Annotated in this window: 13 protein-coding genes; 4 read left to right on the top strand and 9 right to left on the bottom strand. The window is 33.3% G+C overall.

Annotation, left to right across the window (positions count from 1 at the left end; genetic code table 11):
• Positions 1–52 precede the first annotated feature (52 nt).
• Positions 53–1558 carry a GH3 auxin-responsive promoter family protein gene (locus GBH57_RS03860; RefSeq protein WP_151672728.1) on the bottom strand — a complete coding sequence of 502 codons (1506 nt, stop codon included), beginning with the start codon at positions 1556–1558 and terminating at the stop codon, positions 53–55.
• Between the two features lie 16 nt (positions 1559–1574).
• On the bottom strand, positions 1575–2441 hold the full coding sequence (locus tag GBH57_RS03855; protein ID WP_151672727.1) for a M23 family metallopeptidase: 867 nt from the start codon (positions 2439–2441) through the stop codon (positions 1575–1577).
• Between the two features lie 117 nt (positions 2442–2558).
• Here GBH57_RS03855 and GBH57_RS03850 point away from each other — a divergent pair, with 117 nt between their 5' ends.
• Positions 2559–2738, top strand: coding sequence for a Sec-independent protein translocase subunit TatA/TatB (locus tag GBH57_RS03850; RefSeq protein WP_151672726.1), 180 nt, complete (start codon positions 2559–2561; stop codon positions 2736–2738).
• A 75-nt stretch (positions 2739–2813) separates the two neighbouring features.
• Here GBH57_RS03850 and GBH57_RS03845 read toward each other — a convergent pair whose 3' ends face one another.
• The 3 genes from GBH57_RS03845 to GBH57_RS03835 all read right to left on the bottom strand — a co-directional run bounded on the left by GBH57_RS03845 (position 2814) and on the right by GBH57_RS03835 (position 6765).
• Entirely contained in the window at positions 2814–3788 is a 975-nt protein-coding gene (locus GBH57_RS03845; protein WP_151672725.1) for a DUF4837 family protein, read from the bottom strand.
• Positions 3789–3806: 18 nt separating this feature from the next.
• Complete coding sequence (locus tag GBH57_RS03840) at positions 3807–5426, bottom strand: lytic transglycosylase domain-containing protein (protein WP_151672724.1); 1620 nt, start codon at positions 5424–5426, stop codon at positions 3807–3809.
• A 151-nt stretch (positions 5427–5577) separates the two neighbouring features.
• Complete coding sequence (locus GBH57_RS03835) at positions 5578–6765, bottom strand: phosphoglycerate kinase (RefSeq protein ID WP_151672723.1); 1188 nt, start codon at positions 6763–6765, stop codon at positions 5578–5580.
• 96 nt (positions 6766–6861) lie between these two features.
• Here GBH57_RS03835 and GBH57_RS03830 point away from each other — a divergent pair, with 96 nt between their 5' ends.
• Positions 6862–8010, top strand: coding sequence for a DNA polymerase III subunit (locus GBH57_RS03830; RefSeq protein WP_151672722.1), 1149 nt, complete (start codon positions 6862–6864; stop codon positions 8008–8010).
• Between the two features lie 152 nt (positions 8011–8162).
• On the opposite strand, the gene GBH57_RS03825 is transcribed toward GBH57_RS03830, so the two are convergent.
• The 4 genes from GBH57_RS03825 to GBH57_RS16140 form a co-directional block, all read right to left on the bottom strand.
• The gene (locus tag GBH57_RS03825) at positions 8163–9002 is read right to left on the bottom strand and encodes a class I SAM-dependent methyltransferase (RefSeq protein WP_235904636.1); all 840 of its coding nucleotides are present in this window, start codon (positions 9000–9002) and stop codon (positions 8163–8165) included.
• 132 nt (positions 9003–9134) lie between these two features.
• Positions 9135–11006 (bottom strand): tRNA uridine-5-carboxymethylaminomethyl(34) synthesis enzyme MnmG, encoded by a 1872-nt coding sequence (gene mnmG / locus GBH57_RS03820; RefSeq protein WP_151672721.1) that lies wholly within the window; start codon positions 11004–11006, stop codon positions 9135–9137.
• A 135-nt stretch (positions 11007–11141) separates the two neighbouring features.
• Complete coding sequence (ybeY, locus tag GBH57_RS03815; RefSeq protein ID WP_151672720.1) at positions 11142–11558, bottom strand: rRNA maturation RNase YbeY; 417 nt, start codon at positions 11556–11558, stop codon at positions 11142–11144.
• Complete coding sequence (locus tag GBH57_RS16140) at positions 11551–14976, bottom strand: DUF4175 family protein (protein ID WP_161596060.1); 3426 nt, start codon at positions 14974–14976, stop codon at positions 11551–11553. Before GBH57_RS16140 ends, ybeY begins: the two co-directional genes overlap by 8 nt.
• Before the next feature lie 79 nt (positions 14977–15055).
• On the opposite strand from GBH57_RS16140, the gene GBH57_RS03805 reads away from it, so the two are divergent.
• A complete protein-coding gene (locus GBH57_RS03805; RefSeq protein ID WP_151672719.1) occupies positions 15056–16102 on the top strand; it encodes an alkane 1-monooxygenase in 1047 nt (348 codons plus the stop codon).
• Between the two features lie 237 nt (positions 16103–16339).
• Positions 16340–17875, top strand: a complete 1536-nt coding sequence (gene gltX / locus GBH57_RS03800) for a glutamate--tRNA ligase (protein WP_151672718.1) — start codon at positions 16340–16342, stop codon at positions 17873–17875.
• Positions 17876–17880: the final 5 nt, after the last annotated feature.

Genomic DNA, 17880 nt, shown 5'->3' with positions numbered 1-17880 from the left:
GTAGATTTCTCGGCAAAGATACACGTTTTATTACAGTTATAGCTATTTCGTATTATTTCGCATTAGAAATAATTGAAGTTAATGCATCTGCAATCTTGCGATCATTAGATAAACGGGGCACTTTATTTTGCCCTCCTAGTTTTCCTTGTGACTTCATATATTGCTGAAAAGCATCCTTAGGCAAAGCCGAAATTTTAAGTGCTTGCAACATATTTCCATCAATTAAATCTTTGTAATAACTGTTTTGTTTTTGGAGCGAAACGTCAATACTTTTAGCAATCGAAGTTAAATTTTTTGGAGTATTTTCAAACTCGACAAACCATTCGTGATATGCTAACGCTCCTTCTTTAGGATTTGTTTGAGGCGCCACTGTAAATTCTGAAATACTAAAACCATGTGCCTCAATAGCTTCTAACATTGCGGTTTCTACTTCTTTACCAATAACGTGTTCGCCAAACGCTGAAATAAAATGTTTAATCCTTCCAGAAACTACAACACGATAAGGCGCAGTTGAAGTAAATTGCACCGTATCACCAATGTTATAACCCCACAATCCAGCAGAGGTTGAAATTATCATGACATAATTCACTCCTTTTTTAACTTCACCAATGGTTAATCTTGTTGGCGTTTCAGAAAAAAACTGATCTGCTTCTATAAATTCATAGAAGATTCCGCTGTCTAATTGTAGTAACATTCCTTCCGCTTTTTGACTGTCTTGAAAAGCAAAAAAGCCCTCACTTGCTGGAAATAATTCTATACTATCAACCTTTCTACCTATTAATTGTTCAAATTTTGCACGATAGGGTTCGTAATTAACACCTCCGTAAATAAATAAGTCAAAGTTTTTAAATAAATCACCTATTTTTTTTCCTGTAGTTTCGGTTAATCTTTCAAAATACATCTGTACCCACGGTGGAATTCCGCTAATAACAGTCATATCTTGATCTTTAGTTTCTGTTACAATTGCTGCGACTTTTGTTTCCCAATCATCAATACAATTGGTTTCTAAAGATGGAAGTCTGTTTTTTTGTAAATATGCAGGAACATAATGCGCTACAATACCTGAAAGTCTACCTAAACCTATCCCATTTTTTTCTGTCATCTCTGGGCTACCTTGTAGAAAAATCATTTTACCATCTACAAATTTTGTGTTGCCAGTTTCGTTGATGTAGGATAAAATAGCATTTCGCGCAGCTTTAATGTGCGTAGGCATAGACTCTTTTGTTAATGGAATATACTTAGCGCCAGATGTTGTCCCTGATGTTTTTGCAAAATACAATGGTTTTCCGGGCCATAAAACATCTGGCTCTCCAGAAACTACTCTGTCCACATAGTTTTTTAACGCCTCATAATCCCTAATAGGAACATGGTTCACAAAATCTTGATGAGATGTAATTTTAGAAAAATTATGATCATTTCCGAAGGCTGTATTTTTTGCTTTATCAATTAATTGATTAAAAACCTTCTTCTGTGTTTTAATTGGAGTAGCAGCCCATCTATTTTGCCTATTTATGACAAATTGAGCAAAAATTTTAGCGCCAAAAGCTTTTATAGACATAGTTTAAACTTCAGTATTAATCAAAATCAATAAAATCTGTAGGGTTTACAGGGTGCCCATTTCGCCATAATTCGAAATGTAAATGTGGTCCTGTAGTCAAGTCGCCCGTGTTACCTACCGTTGCAATTACTTCACCTCCTTTTACAATTTCTCCTTGTTGTTTACTTAATGAAGCATTATGCTTGTAAACGGTCAATGTATTATTAGAATGTTTTAAAATAATAACATTTCCAGTGTTTGAAGTCCATCCAGCAAAAACAACAGTACCATTTGCTGCTGCTTTTACAGGAGCATCTTTAACGGTCACCACGTCAATAGCATAATGCTTATTTTGAGCATTATATTTTTCAGAAACGGTACCTTTAACAGGAGCAAAAAAGACAAGTCCAAGTGTTTCTTCTCCTAAAAGCGGATTGTATTTATCTTCTCTTGCTACTTTTTCTCGTAATAAAGAATCTTCTTTTGAGGCTTGTAAATTAACTTGTGATGCTTCAAATTTTGCCGCTTCAATAATAGAATCTTTATTGAAATCTACCGACTTAATATCGCCTGATAATACTTTTCTAACACTATTTAGATATTGATCATTAATATTGATAATTTGTTGTAATGAATCGGTTTTAAAAGAAAGTTCAGTCGCTTTCTTTTTAAGTTTTGTGGAAGAATAGCCTGGAATATATTCTCTAAGCGGTGTAAAGGCGATAATTAGTGTTGTTATCCCAATTAAAAAAAGAGATAATAACACTGTAAACACAAATACATTTAAACGATTCAATTTAAATGAGAACCGCTCCTCGAAAGTTTCTTCATTAAGTACCACTAGGCGATACTTATGCAAGAGTTTTTTCTTGATTTTTTTAGATCGTTTTTCTTTTTGTTCCATAGTACTCTTGTGTCCATCACAAATATAAAACTTTAGTACGGTGATGCACGCTTATCTTAAATCAAAACGTTGTATGTGCGTTTTTCTTGTTACCTTTGCTTAACTAAATTATTTAACATGGAAGCTTTAACAATGTTCTTAGTGATAGGTTGGCCTCAAATCGCTTTAATTGCGGTGGTCGTTTTATTATTATTTGGAGGTAGAAAAATACCTGAATTAATGCGCGGTCTAGGTAGCGGAATCAAGGAATTTAAAGATGCCTCTAAAGATGAGGACGAATCCAAAATTGAAAAATAGATAGATTTTATTCTATATAAAAAGCCCCAAGAAATTGTTATTTCTTGGGGCTTTTCTTTTTAATTTGGTAAGCTATTATTTCAATTTGGCAGATTTTAATATCGATTCTAACTCAAATTGCAAATCTCTTTTACGAACTGAAGGTGCATGTGTAAATCCTTCAATCATTAACCAACGATCATTTGCTTCATCTTTTATTGCGTAGTTTACAAAAGGTCCGGCCATCCACTTATCTTTTACTTCCCACGTCCCTTTCGTTTCATAGGCAAAATGTCCGTCTATTTCACTATCGAAAATATATGGTGCATATGCCTCTTCTGTCATAAAAATACCATCGTCTTCTACAGGCATTTCACGCTCCCCTACTAAGTCTCTTATTTGAATAATAGATGCAATTGCAGTGCTATCTTGTTTTATAGCAGATAATGGCACCTCATACACAATTATATTAGTGCTTCCAGCTTCTAGATCTTTCTGCATCCAGTAAAATTCCTTTGTAGATTTATACATTCTATATGCCGAAGGAATTTCTAGACTTAAACCAAAATCTGTTGGTAACGAGTCTAATCGCATTTTTGAAATTTTAGTGCGTCGTTGACGCTCTACTATTTCGCTATTTTTAAATGCTTTAATAATTCTGTCGCTATTTTCACGAATTATTTTCACCAAACCTTCTGGTGTTTTTGCAGTAATAAAAGCTCCTACTTGTGGTTTTGCATAAGGGTTTTTTCTTATAGCAATTGTATCCTTGTCTGCTATTGTAGCCTTTATAAATAAACGATATTTTCTTGCAAAACCACTATAAGCATCTGGTGGCATTTGATTCATTGAAAATAACGGTTCGTCTTGCGGTAATCCTGGAGTGGGAGCTGCAAATCGTTCTCTAATTACCTCTCCTACACTATCATTCCACAATTCGTTTGTAGTAACAATTTGTAATGTGTTAATATTTCCGAGGGACTCCTGCTTGTACTTAGTTTTAGAGTCTGAATTATCACCACAAGAAACAAGTACTATTAATGAAACTATTGCTATATAAACTGCTTTCATAAAATTGTCATTTATGTATTAAAGAATTTTTAATTCCATTCCTACCTTTAGTTTTGTACCACTAAGATCGTTCCACTTTTTAATATTCTCTACAGTAACTCCTGGATGCTTTTGTGCAATAGTCCATAAAGAATCTCCATTTTGCACAATATATGATTTTGCATTAGGATCTGTTGTTACGTTACGTACTTTTTCTGTTTTAGACGTTGTTGCGGACGGTTTTCGAGGGTGTATAGTTAATCTTTGCCCAATCTTTAGGTTGTTGCTTTTAAGTCCGTTCCATCGCTTTATTTCGCTTACTCTTACGCCGAATTTATTCGCAATTTTCCCAAGATAATCTCCATTACGCACCTTATATCTAGTTTTACTGTCCTGTCTTAAAACTTCTGGAAGTGGCTTTTCTCTTTTATTAAATTCGTTTGCTGCGTACGCATAAATGGCATCTTCATTCGCAACAAATTTTCCAATCATATCTACAGGAAGTCGAAGCGAATAAATTTCATCTTTGACTACTGGAATAATCCCTAACCTATATTGTGGGTTTAAAAATTCTATTTCGGTTAAATCCATTGAAGTCACTGCAGCAACATGATCTAAAGCTATTTGCTTTTTGACATGAATTGTATCTGTTGCAATATAAGGAATGCGTGGTCCTTCACTTTTAAAACCGTGCTCTTCAGCATATTCAAATATGTACATTGTTGCTAAAAAAGCAGGCAGATATCCTGCTGTTTCACGTGGAAGGTGCGACCTAATATTCCAATAGTTTTTATATCCTCCGGAGCGTCTAATCGCTTTTGACACATTTCCTGGCCCAGAATTGTATGCAGCCAAAGCAAGATCCCAATCTCCTAAACTATTATATAATGATTGTAAATATTTACAAGCTGCTTCCGTTGCTTTTATTGGGTCCGTTCTATCGTCAACATACGAGTTTACATCTAAACCAAACATTTTACCAGTACTAAACATAAATTGCCACAATCCCGTTGCTCCCACACGAGACTCAGCCGTAGGGCGTAAGGCAGATTCTACTATAGCAAGGTATTTTATTTCTAAAGGAATATTATATTTAGCTAACGCCTCTTCAAACATTGGAAAATAGTAATCACTAGTACCTATAAGCCTCCCCATTGTGCGACGTCTATTTTTAAGGTAATTTTTAATTACACTTTCTAGCGCTGGGTTATATTCTACATTAAAAGGTGTGCGTGAATTTATTTCTGCAAGGCGTTGTTTTAGCAGTTCGGTTGGTAATTCTTGATAATCAACAGGTTCATACGTCATGTTAGTAACGCTTCCATAAATCTCTTCAAAACGAGGAGCATTATATAATTCCTGTAGCCATAAACTATCATATTTTCTAGCCGCAGCCATATCTTCAAGTAAAATAACTGTTGTGTCTTTTATTTGAGTAGCTACAACTGTAGAAGGTAAATCCTGACTAATTCCAGTAACTTTAATAGAATCTACAACCTTTATATGAGTCGTTTTAAGCGAATCAATTTTTACAATTTGAGATTGAGTAGTTGTAGTAACAGGTTTTACTTCCTGTTGATTGGTTGAAATAATACTATCATTTTGGCACCACGAAAGCAGTGAAAATGAACTAAATAATACTGTAAAAAAATACTTCATATATTTATAAACGACAGCTTGTGTCTAAAATTTTAACCAAGTAATACTAATTGATAATCCAGCAAAATAAAAGTTGATGGCTACGCCGAAATTTTAACACTTAAAATACACTAAGTTAAAACACTAATTGCTAGGCACTTAATTAGTGATATTATGCTAAAATAGCAGCTACTCCAGGAAGTTCTTTACCTTCAAGCATTTCGAGCATCGCTCCACCACCAGTTGAAACATAGCTCACTTTTTTACCTAAATTAAACTGTTTAACTGCAGCAACAGAATCACCTCCACCTACTAAAGAAAAAGCGCCATTTTTAGTTGCTTCAGCAATTGCATTTCCTAGTGATTTCGTTCCTGTAGCAAAAGGTTCCATTTCAAAAACCCCTACTGGACCATTCCATAGAATAGTTTTAGAGTTTTTAATAACTTCAGCAAAAATTTCGTTTGTTTTTGGTCCTGCATCAAGACCCATCCATCCATCCGATATCGAATCAATTGGACTAATTTCAGTGCTTGCTAATTCTGAAAAGCTATTAGCAATAATTGCGTCTACAGGTAAATATATTTGCACATTTTTAGCTTTAGCAGCAGCTAAAATTTCTAATGCCAAATCTTGTTTATCATCTTCAACAAGCGAACCCCCAATTTTTCCTCCTTGTGCTTTGATAAATGTGAAAGCCATTCCACCGCCAATGATAAGGTTGTCCACTTTGTCAAGAATGTTTTCAATTACACTAATTTTAGATGAAACCTTAGCGCCACCTATAATAGCTGTAACTGGTTTTTCATTATCATCTAGTACTTTTTTAACATTTAAAATTTCCGAAGCTAATAAGTTTCCGAAGCATTTTGCACCTTCAAAATAATCAGCAATAATTGCTGTTGAAGCGTGTGCCCTATGTGCTGTACCAAAGGCATCATTAACATATATATCACCAAGTTTTGCTAAGTTTTTAGCAAATTCTCTGTTCCCTTCTGTTTCTTCTGCGTGGTAACGTAAGTTTTCTAAAAGTAATACTTCGCCAAATTTTAGATTGGCAGCGGCTTCTTCGGCTAAAGGTCCTACACAATCTTCCACAAATTTTACTTGAATTCCTAAAATGGAAGTAGCCTTACTCACAATATTTTTAAGTGAGAATTCAGCTTCGTGATTTTTTGGTCTTCCTAAGTGTGACATTAAAATACAAGAGCCTCCATCTTCAAGAACCTTCATTATAGTTGGCTTTGCAGCCTCAATTCTAGTTGCATCGGTAACTTCTAGATTGTCATCTAATGGCACATTGAAGTCTACACGGATTAATGCTTTTTTATTCTGAAAGTTAAAGTCGGAAAGTGTTTTCATAAAAGTAAAATTAAGATAACAAATATAGTAGTTTTAGGTTGAGATAGAGAACCATATCTTAGCTTGAATTTACTCATTGTTTAGCTACATTTGCATATGCATTTTAACGACGTATTAGGACAAACGCATTTAAAAAATCACCTTCTCAAAAGTGTTGAAAACAACCGTATACCACATGCACAGTTGTTTGTGGGATCTGTTGGAAGTGGTATTTTACCAATGGCTATTGCTTATGCACAAGCAATATTAACAAGTCAATATCAACCTGGGAGTGTCGAAGAGGCTGCTTGTATTCAAAAAGTAACAAAACTGGCACATCCAGATTTGCACTTTTCATTTCCTATGAATACCACAGATAACGTTAAAAAAAATCCTGTTTCCTCTTTTTTTTTAGAAGAATGGAGAAGTTTTGTCAATACGCAACCTTACGGTTCTTTATATGAATGGTTAGAAGCACTTGGAATTGATAAAAAACAAGGAAATATAGGTGTTGATGAAGCTAAAGAGATTTCAAAAACGTTAATCCATAAACCATTTGAAGGTGGTTATCAAGTAATGGTAGTTTGGATGGCAGATAGAATGAATACGGAAGCATCAAATAAAATATTAAAGCTAATTGAGGAGCCGCCTAAAAACACCATTATATTATTGCTCACTGAAAAAGAAGAAATGATTTTGGGAACTATTAGGAGTAGGTGCCAAAAATTACAATTTCCCGCTTTACCTGATTCAGAAATATTAAAATATCTAACCGATAATGAGAATGTTGATGTTAAAAAAGCAACAAAAGTTAGTAAATTAGCACACGGAAATCTTAATATAGCGCTCCAACTCCTAAATGAGGAGGGTGACGATTTACAATTCGAAAAATGGTTTGTTGAATGGGTACGTACTGCATTTAAAGCAAAAGGTAATAAAGCTGCCATAAACCCTTTGTTACAATGGAGTATTGATTTAGCATCTCAAAACCGTGAAACACAAAAGAAATTTTTAGCGTATTGTAGTACAACTTTTAGGCAAGCAATGCTAAAAAATTACAGCGCTGACTCGTTAATTTATTTTGATGCTCCTGCAACTGGATTCTCTATTGAGAAATTTGCACCATTTATTCATCAAAATAATATTGTGAAGATTTTTGAAGCTTTAGAAGAAGCTACTTACCATGTTTCTAGAAATGGAAATGGAAAAATTATTTTCACTGATCTTTCTATTAAACTTACTCGATTGATCCAAGCTAAATCTTAGTATTAGTCTTTTCTATCGTGTTGTTTTAATATAATAATATTTATTTATTAAAACAGGCCTGTTTTTAAGCGATTTAAGGAGCTTTTAGCAACTTGCCTACAAAGTGCTTATAAAAAGGTTTTCGGTTTAGTTTCAGCTCTTAAAAGGCTAGATCACCCTTTCCTAAGACAATAAACTACTGATGAATACTCTTTAGTGAAAATTGCCTTAACATTTGATATTAATCCCACAAATAAGGCTTTAATTGAAAAGCCAGATCCTGATTTATATTTTTCAGAAAGTAAACTCACATAAAAAGAATCGAACCACATTGGTTTAATAGATTCTACTTTAAAGCTTTCTTTAAATAACCTAGGAATGCTTTCTTTAGAAAAATGCCATAAATGACGAGGCACATCAAATGCTGCCCAGAATGATTTATAATAGCCCGCATCAAATGAATTGTAATTGGGAACAGCTATTATTAAAACTCCATTGGGTTTCAATAAATCTGAGAGCTTTTTGATTACATCGTCAAGATTAGGAAGATGTTCTAGCACATGCCATAATGTAATTACATCGTATTTTTTGTCAACTACATTTTCTATAGAAGTATACATTTTAATACCTTTTTCATTAGCAAATTTTAATGCCACTTTACTCGGCTCTACTCCTTCAACTTTCCAATTATTATCAAATGCGACTTTACAAAATTCTCCTGTACCAGCTCCAACATCTAATAAACTTCCTTTAGTACCTAGACGAGATTCTATTAATGAAATTTTGTTTTTTAATGATCGCCTTTTTACTGTTCTATATAAAAATGCCATGACACCTTTCGCATCATCATTATGTGAAATGTAATTTTCACTTTCATAATAATAGGACAATTTTTCTACTGAAGGTTGTGGTGTAGTAATCAGCATATCGTGATCAGTATTCCAAACCAATGAGAACTCCTCACCTGTTTTAAAATGATCTTTTGTTTTACTATGAATTAGAGAAGTGTTCAAAATTATTTTTTAATGTAGGGAATAATTTTATTAGCTATTGTAAAATCAATTAAATGATTTGTCGTCTAATAGCATTTAATTTAAATCTTTGGTTTCGAAAATGAAATTCATTGTTCCACGTGAAACAACTTTTTAACGCCCCATATAAACAAGCATCACAGAAATATCATTTGGAGATACACCACTAATTCGAGAAGCCTGTGAAACAGTTACCGGTTTAATTGCAGATAGTTTTTCGCGTGCCTCATATGATAAAGACTTAAGCTTAGAATAATCGAAGTTAGTAGGTATCTTTATCCCTTCTAATCTGTTTAACTTGTCAGCATTATTCTTTTCTTTAGCAATATAACCAGCGTACTTAACTTGGATTTCTGTTTGCTGAAGCACTTCGTGATCAAGTTGATTTTTATCTATATAATCTGCTACTTCTATAATGGTAGCCATATCATCCATTGTAATATTAGGACGCGAGAATGATTTAAAAATCTTGTCACTTTGTTTAACAACTGCCGAGTTTTTACTCTCTAAAATAGGATTAATAACTTCCGGAACGACACTAGTATCTTTTAAGAATTTTACAAAATTTACACTTTGTTCTTTCTTTTTTTCCATTCTTCTTAAACGATCATCAGATGCCAAACCAATCGTATTTGACATAGGAGTTAATCTAAAATCTGCATTATCTTGTCGTAAGAGAGTTCTATATTCTGCTCTAGAAGTAAACATTCGATAAGGTTCTTCAGTTCCTTTTGTAATGAGATCGTCAATCAAAACACCGATATAAGCTTCATTTCTTTTTATAATAAACGGCTCCTCCTCACGCACTTTTAAATGTGCATTTATTCCAGCCATTAAGCCTTGAGAAGCGGCTTCTTCATAACCAGTAGTTCCATTAATTTGACCTGCAAAATAAAGACCATTGATACGTTTAGTTTCTAATGTATGCTTTAATTGTGTAGGTGGGAAATAATCATATTCAATTGCATAACCAGGTCTAAAAAACTTTACATTTTCAAAACCCGCTACTTGACGTAAAGCTTTAAATTGAATATCTTCAGGCAACGAAGTTGAAAAACCATTTACGTAATATTCTACAGTATTCCACCCTTCAGGCTCAACAAATAATTGATGCCTATCCTTGTCTGCAAAACGATTAATTTTATCTTCTATGGAAGGACAATAACGTGGGCCAATACTTTGAATAGATCCATTAAACATTGGAGATCTATCAAAGCCTTCTCTTAATAAATTATGAACTTCAAGAGAAGTATAACTCATATGACAATCACGCTGAATTTTTAAAGGCGATGTACTATCTAAATAACTAAATTTCTCAGGTTTTTCATCCCCTGGTTGAACTATCATTTTAGAAAAATCTAATGATCTCCCATCAACTCTAGGAGGTGTTCCTGTTTTCATTCTACCAGCTTCAAAACCAAGATCGGTTAATTCTTTTGTAATTCCATGTGCTGCTCTTTCTCCAGCTCTACCACCACCAAATTGTTTTTCACCAATGTGAATTAAACCATTTAAAAATGTTCCGTTTGTTAAAATTACAGATTTAGCTCTTACCTCAACACCAAGTGATGTTTTAACACCCACAATTTTATCACCTTCGACCATTAGTCCTGAAACCATTTCTTGATAGAAATCTAGATTTTCAGTTCCCTCTAACATAAGTCTCCACTCTTCAGCAAATCTCATTCGATCACTTTGAACTCTCGGACTCCACATTGCTGGTCCTTTTGATTTATTCAACATTTTAAATTGAATAGCCGTTTTGTCTGAAACAATACCACTATAACCACCAAGAGCATCTATTTCTCTTACTATTTGCCCTTTCGCTATTCCTCCCATAGCAGGATTACAAGACATTTGCGCAATATTTTGCAAACTCATTGTAATAAGTAACGTACTTGAACCTAAATTAGCTGCTGCTGCTGCTGCTTCAGAACCTGCATGACCACCACCAACTACTATAACATCATATTCTTTATCAAACATAAAAAGGGATTTTAAAAATTGTTCCACGTGGAACAATTAAAAAACAACAAAAACACTCATAAAAATGGGCGGCAAAGATAGTTAATTAACTTATAATCAAATAGTTAAATGTATAAAATATTGAATATCAGTCCTCTAACTAAAAGAACGCATAGTTAAAGCAATGTTTTCTTTAGTTCTCATCAACGCTTCTTGATCAATAGTTTTGTCTTTATAACCACAATAATGTAAAACTCCGTGTATGATTACTCTATGCAATTCGTCTACAAATGAAACATTAAATTCTGTAGCATTCTCTCTTACTCGCTCAATAGAAATATATATTTCACCGTGAATTTGCTTCCCTAAAGAATTATCAAAACTTATAATATCAGTCAAAGTATCGTGGTTCAAAAATTGAACATTCAATTTATGTAGGTATTCATCGTCACAAAAAACATAGGTAATTTCTCCTAGTTCACAGTTTTCTGATTTGATAACACTTTCAATCCACTGGGATATAACCTCTTCATTTGGTAATGAAAAATCTGTTTCTGAATAAAACTCAATCATTGATTTTTTTAAAATATGTTTGGACTTTTTGCTTATACTCTGGTCGTAGTGGTAAAGCTTCACGGTTTAATATTTCGGTTGTATTAAAGTACTTTTTTATATCCTCTGGTGTCATACGTAAAGTATTGTTATACTTCTTTTTATTGGTTTGAGATTCACGTTTAGTATCTTGGCCTTGTTCAAAATCTGCTTCTTCTAGTTTTAGTAATTCATATTGAAGATTGAGCATTTTCTCAAGTGTACGTTGATTAAACCCCTTATCCAACAACTGATCTTCAATCTGTTCCATTTTTTTCAACAAATCTCCTCCACGACCATCTAGTCCTTCCTTACTCAACTTATCCTCTAACTCTTGACGCAATTGCTGTTGTTGTTTATATATTTCATATAGTTCACCATCATTATTTTCGCTTTCACCATTCCCTTCTTTACTATCATTCCCAATCGCTCCTCCATTACCGTTTTCACTTCCTTTTCCATCTCCATCTCCTTCGCCCTCACCTTGCCCTTCACCCTCTCCTTCTCCTTCTCCTTCTCCTTTACCTTCTCCTTCTCCTTCACCCTCTCCTTTATTACCTTCACCTTTGCCCATTCCTTCTTCCATTTTCTCACCTAAACTTTTTTGCTTTTCGATAATATCTGGTAATTGAAAACCTTGACCTGAGCCACTTCCTTGACCTGGAGAAGGTTGTCCTTGACCTGAACCACCACTGCCTTGGCCCATAGATTGCTGTTGCATATTAGTCAACATATTGGTAAGCAAATTAGCTAATTCGTTGGTTCCTGTTACCGTGTACTGTTGGCTACTAATACCTTGTCTAAGCTGATTTTCGGCAAGACGCTCCATTGACTTATCAATGTTGTATTGCACCTCAGTAATCGATTCATTTATCTCTTCGCTCAATGCTGGTTGACGCAACGATAGTGTAAATAAGCTATCATCAATGTGTTGAAAATTTTGTTTTAAATCGTTTTGAATATTTAATCTTTTTCCAAAAATAGGATTTCCGTAGTCTGTGGTTTTAAATTCCTCCATCAACCCTTCTTGTCTAAAAGAAAACACTACTAGATTATCTAGAATTTGGCGAAGCATCGCTACATCTTCTTGTATTTGCTCTTCGCCACCACTAGCCATTTGCATCTGCATTTGTTGACCCATTTCCTGCATTTTTTTTCCTGCATTCTTTTGGCTTTTTTTAGCACCTTCTGAGTCTTGCTTTTCTAACTTATCAGTAGCATTTTCTTGCTCTTTATCAACTATTTTTTCACCTATTTTATCCTGCTCCATTTTCATTGGATCTTTCAATGCTTCGTTTTCTTCTTGAAGCTTTTCCATTTCCTTTTTGTACTGTTCAAACTTTTCGTTGATTTTTTCCTGCTCCTCTTTCGTATTTTCTTCCTTAGGTTTGTCAGCAAGTTGTTCTTGTTCTTCTCCTAATTTAAAAAGCTCTTCAGCTAACTTTTCACTTTTCTTATTTACATAATAGCGTTTAGTAAGCTCTAATAGTTGTTCAAGATTTTTTTCTTGATTCTTGTTTTGTTTTGAAACTTTTTCTAATTTTTCGGTAAGTTCTTCTTTCGTTAGTTTTTCTTGAAGTTTTTCTAATTCTTCTAAAAGCTTTTCGTTCTCTTTTAATTTTTCTTGATTCTTTTCTAAACGTTCTTCTAGTTTCTCTTTAAAAGGATCTTTTTCTTCATTTTCTGGCTGGAAATTTTCTAAATTTTCTTGAAGCTCTTTAGAAAATTTCTGCATCATTTGTTCTTGCTGTTTTTGACGTTTAAGAACATCTTCTAGCTTTTTTTGGTCGTTCCAATTAAGCTCTTCTTTTTCTTTTTGAAGTTTTTCAATTTCTTCAAGGCGCTTATCTTGTTTCTTCATTTCATCAAGCGCTTTGTCCATTCCTTTAATGGCATTATCTTGATTTTGCAATTGTTCGTTTTCTAACTCATCTTCCGTAAGTTTTCTGAAATTATAAACACCAGATTTAGTGCTCTTAAAATTGTGAACTTGGTCATTATCGAATATTTCAAAGTAATACTCATAAGAAACACCTTCTGTTAAATCTATATCACCAGGAAAAGTATATATAAATTGATCTACATTACTTTTAGAAATAGTTAATGTTTTAAACTTTTTTGCTTCTTGTTGACCATCTGGATAATACACTAATTGCAATTTTGTTAAACCATAATCATCCGATACATCTCCAAGAAAATAAACTATTTCACTACTTAAGCTGTCTTGTTTAGACTGCACATCAATCTCGGGATATTCATCTTTGATTACATTAAGTGTAAATGAAAGGTTTTCGTATTCCTTTAGATTTGAGTTAGATGTAGTGATAGCATAATCTAACTTGGAGTAAATACCTTTATCAAAATTAAACTGATCTCCTTTACTTGAGAATAAAAAGCTGGTGTCACGGAGTTTTAACGAAACTTTGTCTGTGTTTTTTGTTTGAACTTTCCAAGATGCACGGGTTCCTTCAGGGACTGTTCCATTTCCTGTGCTTTTTAAAACCTCATCACGTCTACCTGTATAGCTTGGAAAATCTAAAATCATTTCAAAACCTAATAACGATGGTGTTTTAACCACACTTAAAGAGTATTCTTTCGAAGTAACTTTATTTGCTTTTAACTCAAATGTGATATCCTCATAAGGTTGTAAAAAAGTATATTCAAATACCCCTGGTGCTGTTTGTTGTAAAAAATAACTTTCTCCATTATAAATTACACTTGCCTTTTCTGGAACTGCTTCGCCTTCTGTTCTAACTTGAATTGTAAATGGTTTATTCTCAATTGCATTCAAGTTTTCATTAAGCACGTAAAAACTAAATGGCGCTGGTGGTTCATAAGCTGTATCATAATTTACAACACGCTCATAACTACTACTAAAAGTGTCTTTCTCACCAAGTAAACTAACCAATCCAAAAATTACTAATGGAATAGCCGCATATTTCAAATACTTTGCGTTCTTTTTAAAGTTTACAGCTTGATTAAAAACCACAGGTTGCATTTCTCCAGCTTTCTGGTCAATACTTGCGGCTAATAATTCCGATTCTCTTTGGTTTTGATTTAATTGAATAACGTTTAATAATTTATCACTTACCTGAGGAAAATGACTCCCTATTATAGTTGCAGCATCTTCATTACTTATTCCCTGTTGTAGTTTAAACAACTTCATTAACGGAAATGCTATAAAACGCACAAATAACCCTGCTTCAACAACAACAAACGTCCAGAAAAGAATTGTTCGTCCAGAAGGGTTCAACCACAAAAAGTACTCTAACAGTAATGTGATAAGAAACCACAATAAACCAATAGCGAAAAAAAGAATAGCTCCTTTAATCAACTCGTTTGTATAGTATTTTTTTATAAATTGTTCCAGCTTTTGCTGGATAAGAGAAAATGAACTCATAGGTTTTTTTCTGAATTTTACAGAACATCTAAATTACAACAATTATACTCCACAAAAAATAAGCCGAAAAACACTGTTAATGAAAGATTTAAAATATTTACTAGCCTATGCAATTCCGTTAACTGCGGTAGTTGGCATTGTATTTAGAAGTTATTGGTCTTTTTTTACACCTGTTTTCACTTTTGTAATTATTCCTATTTTAGAAATACTACTCCCTGTAAAAACTGAAAATCTAGACGAAAAGTCACGTATCTCTAAAAACGAAAATAAGTATTACAATTTGCTTTTATACTTAAACGTACCAATTGTGTTCGGTATTATATTTTGGTTTTTAGGAAATTTATCTACAGCTAATTATTCAACATTTGAGGTAATTGGGTTAACTATTTCGGTTGGAATTGTAGTGGGTAGTAATGGCATAAATGTAGGTCACGAATTAGGACACAGAAAACTACAATTTGAAAGATTATTAGGGAAGTTATTATTACTTCCAGCCTTATATATGCACTTTTTTATTGAACACAATTTTGGGCATCACTTAAATGCAGCAACACCGGAAGACCCTGCTACAGCAAGGTTTAATCAAAGTGTTTATTCGTTTTGGTTAACTTCAACTTTTAGGCAATATATAAAAGCGTGGAAAATTCAAGGGGACTTACTAAAGCGATCAAATTTGTCATATTTCAGTTTTAAAAATGATATGTTTTGGTATTTGATTATACAAGCAACTTATTTAGCAACTATCTATTTTTTCTTTGGAAGTTTTGCTTTAATTATTGCGCTTATAATAGCAGTTACAGGTGTAATTTTACTTGAAACTATCAACTATATTGAGCATTATGGGCTAATTAGAAAGAAAAAAGCCTCTGGTAGATATGAACGCGTTACCGAAATACATTCTTGGAATTCTAACCACGTAATTGGTCGTGTTATTCTTTACGAATTAACAAGACATAGCGATCACCATTACCGATCTCATAAAAAATTTCAACTTTTAGATTACCATGATATAAGTCCACAGATGCCATATGGCTACCCTACTTCAATGGTACTGTCGTTAGTACCGCCACTGTGGTTTAAAGTTATGAATAAAGAAATTCCTAATGAGATGAAACCTTTAAAATAAGGACGTCTTTTACTTCGGAAATTTTAATGATAGTACTAATTGCTAAATAATTTTAACAATTTAAATATTGATTATCACTGAGTCAATTTTAAATATAGTAAGATAAATGTAAATGCTATAAAAAACGCTAAAACTAAAGTCCTTCTTTTTAAGAATATATACCTTTGCAATTGGTAAAAAATTACCCTATTTCATTAACAAAATTCCAACTTATACCGGAATTAAAATACGTTTTCGATGTCTCAAAAAGTTAGAGTTCGTTTTGCTCCAAGTCCAACAGGACCTTTACATATAGGTGGTGTACGTACTGCATTATTCAATTATTTATTTGCTAAAAAACACGGTGGTGATTTTATTCTTCGAATAGAAGATACAGATCAAACTCGTTATGTTGAAGGTGCTGAAAACTATATTGTTGAAGCTATGGAATGGTTAAATATTCCTTTTGACGAGTCACCTTCTAAACCGGGAAACTGTGGTCCTTATCGCCAGAGTGAACGTAAAGAAGTATACAGAAAATATGCTGATCAACTTATTGAAAGTGGGCACGCTTATTATGCTTTTGATAGTGGTGAACAATTAGATGCACAACGTAAAGAATACGAAGCTGCAGGCAAAACATTTATATACAATTGGCATAACAGATTATCACTTGATAATTCATTAAATATTTCGGCAGAAGAGACACAACGTCGTATCGAAGCTGGTGACAACTATGTTATTCGATTTAAATCACCACAAGGTGAAACACTTCATTTAAAAGATATTATTAGAGGAGGTATTCAAATAGATACTAATATACTTGATGATAAAGTGCTTTTTAAAAGTGATGGTATGCCTACGTATCATTTAGCTAATATTGTTGATGATCATTTAATGGACATCTCTCACGTAATTCGTGGAGAAGAGTGGTTACCATCAATGGCTTTACACATATTACTTTACAGATCATTAGGTTGGGAAGCTCCTAAATTTGCGCATTTGCCATTAATTATGAAACCTGTTGGTAAAGGAAAGTTAAGTAAGCGTGATGGAGATAAAATGGGTTTCCCAGTATTTCCTTTAGAATGGAAAACTGCTGATGGAGATGTTTTTGCAGGTTACAGAGAGGATGGTTATTTACCTGAAGCTGTTGTAAATATGCTAGCCTTTTTAGGATGGAACCCAGGTACAGAGCAAGAAATTTTCTCTTTAGATCAACTTGTTACTGCTTTTGAGTTAGAACGTGTTAATAAAAGTGGTGCTAAGTTTGATCCAGATAAAACAAAATGGTTTCAAAATCAATATCTACAAGAAATGGACAATAGTGCATTAGCACTTGAGTTTAGTAAGTATTTAGAAAGCCATCAACCAGAAGCATTACGAAATGCACAAGATGGTATTCCATTAGATTTAGAAAAAATTACATCGTTAATTAAAGAAAGAGCCAATTTTGTGAGTGATCTTTGGGAACAAGGAAGCTTCTTTTTTGAAGCTCCTACTTTGTATAACGAAAAAGCTGCAGGTAAAGCTTTCAAAGAAGGTACTGTTGAACTTTTAAAAAAGGTTGTTGAAAAACTTCAATCTGTTGACGATTTTAAAGCTGCGAATATTTCCGAAGTTGTAAAAGGATGGATTACTTCTAATGAAATAGGTTTTGGAAAAGTAATGATGCCTTTACGTTTATCTCTTGTAGGTGAAATGAAAGGACCAGATGTATTTGATATTATTGAAATTTTAGGAAAAGATAGTAGTATTTCTAGAATTGAAAAAGCTATCAAATTTATTGGGTAACCTTA

This window comes from Patiriisocius marinus (assembly GCF_008974325.1).
Taxonomy (GTDB): Bacteria; Bacteroidota; Bacteroidia; order Flavobacteriales; family Flavobacteriaceae; genus Patiriisocius; species Patiriisocius marinus.
Note: the sequence above shows the minus strand (reverse complement) of the source record. Positions and strands in the feature narration are given on the sequence as shown.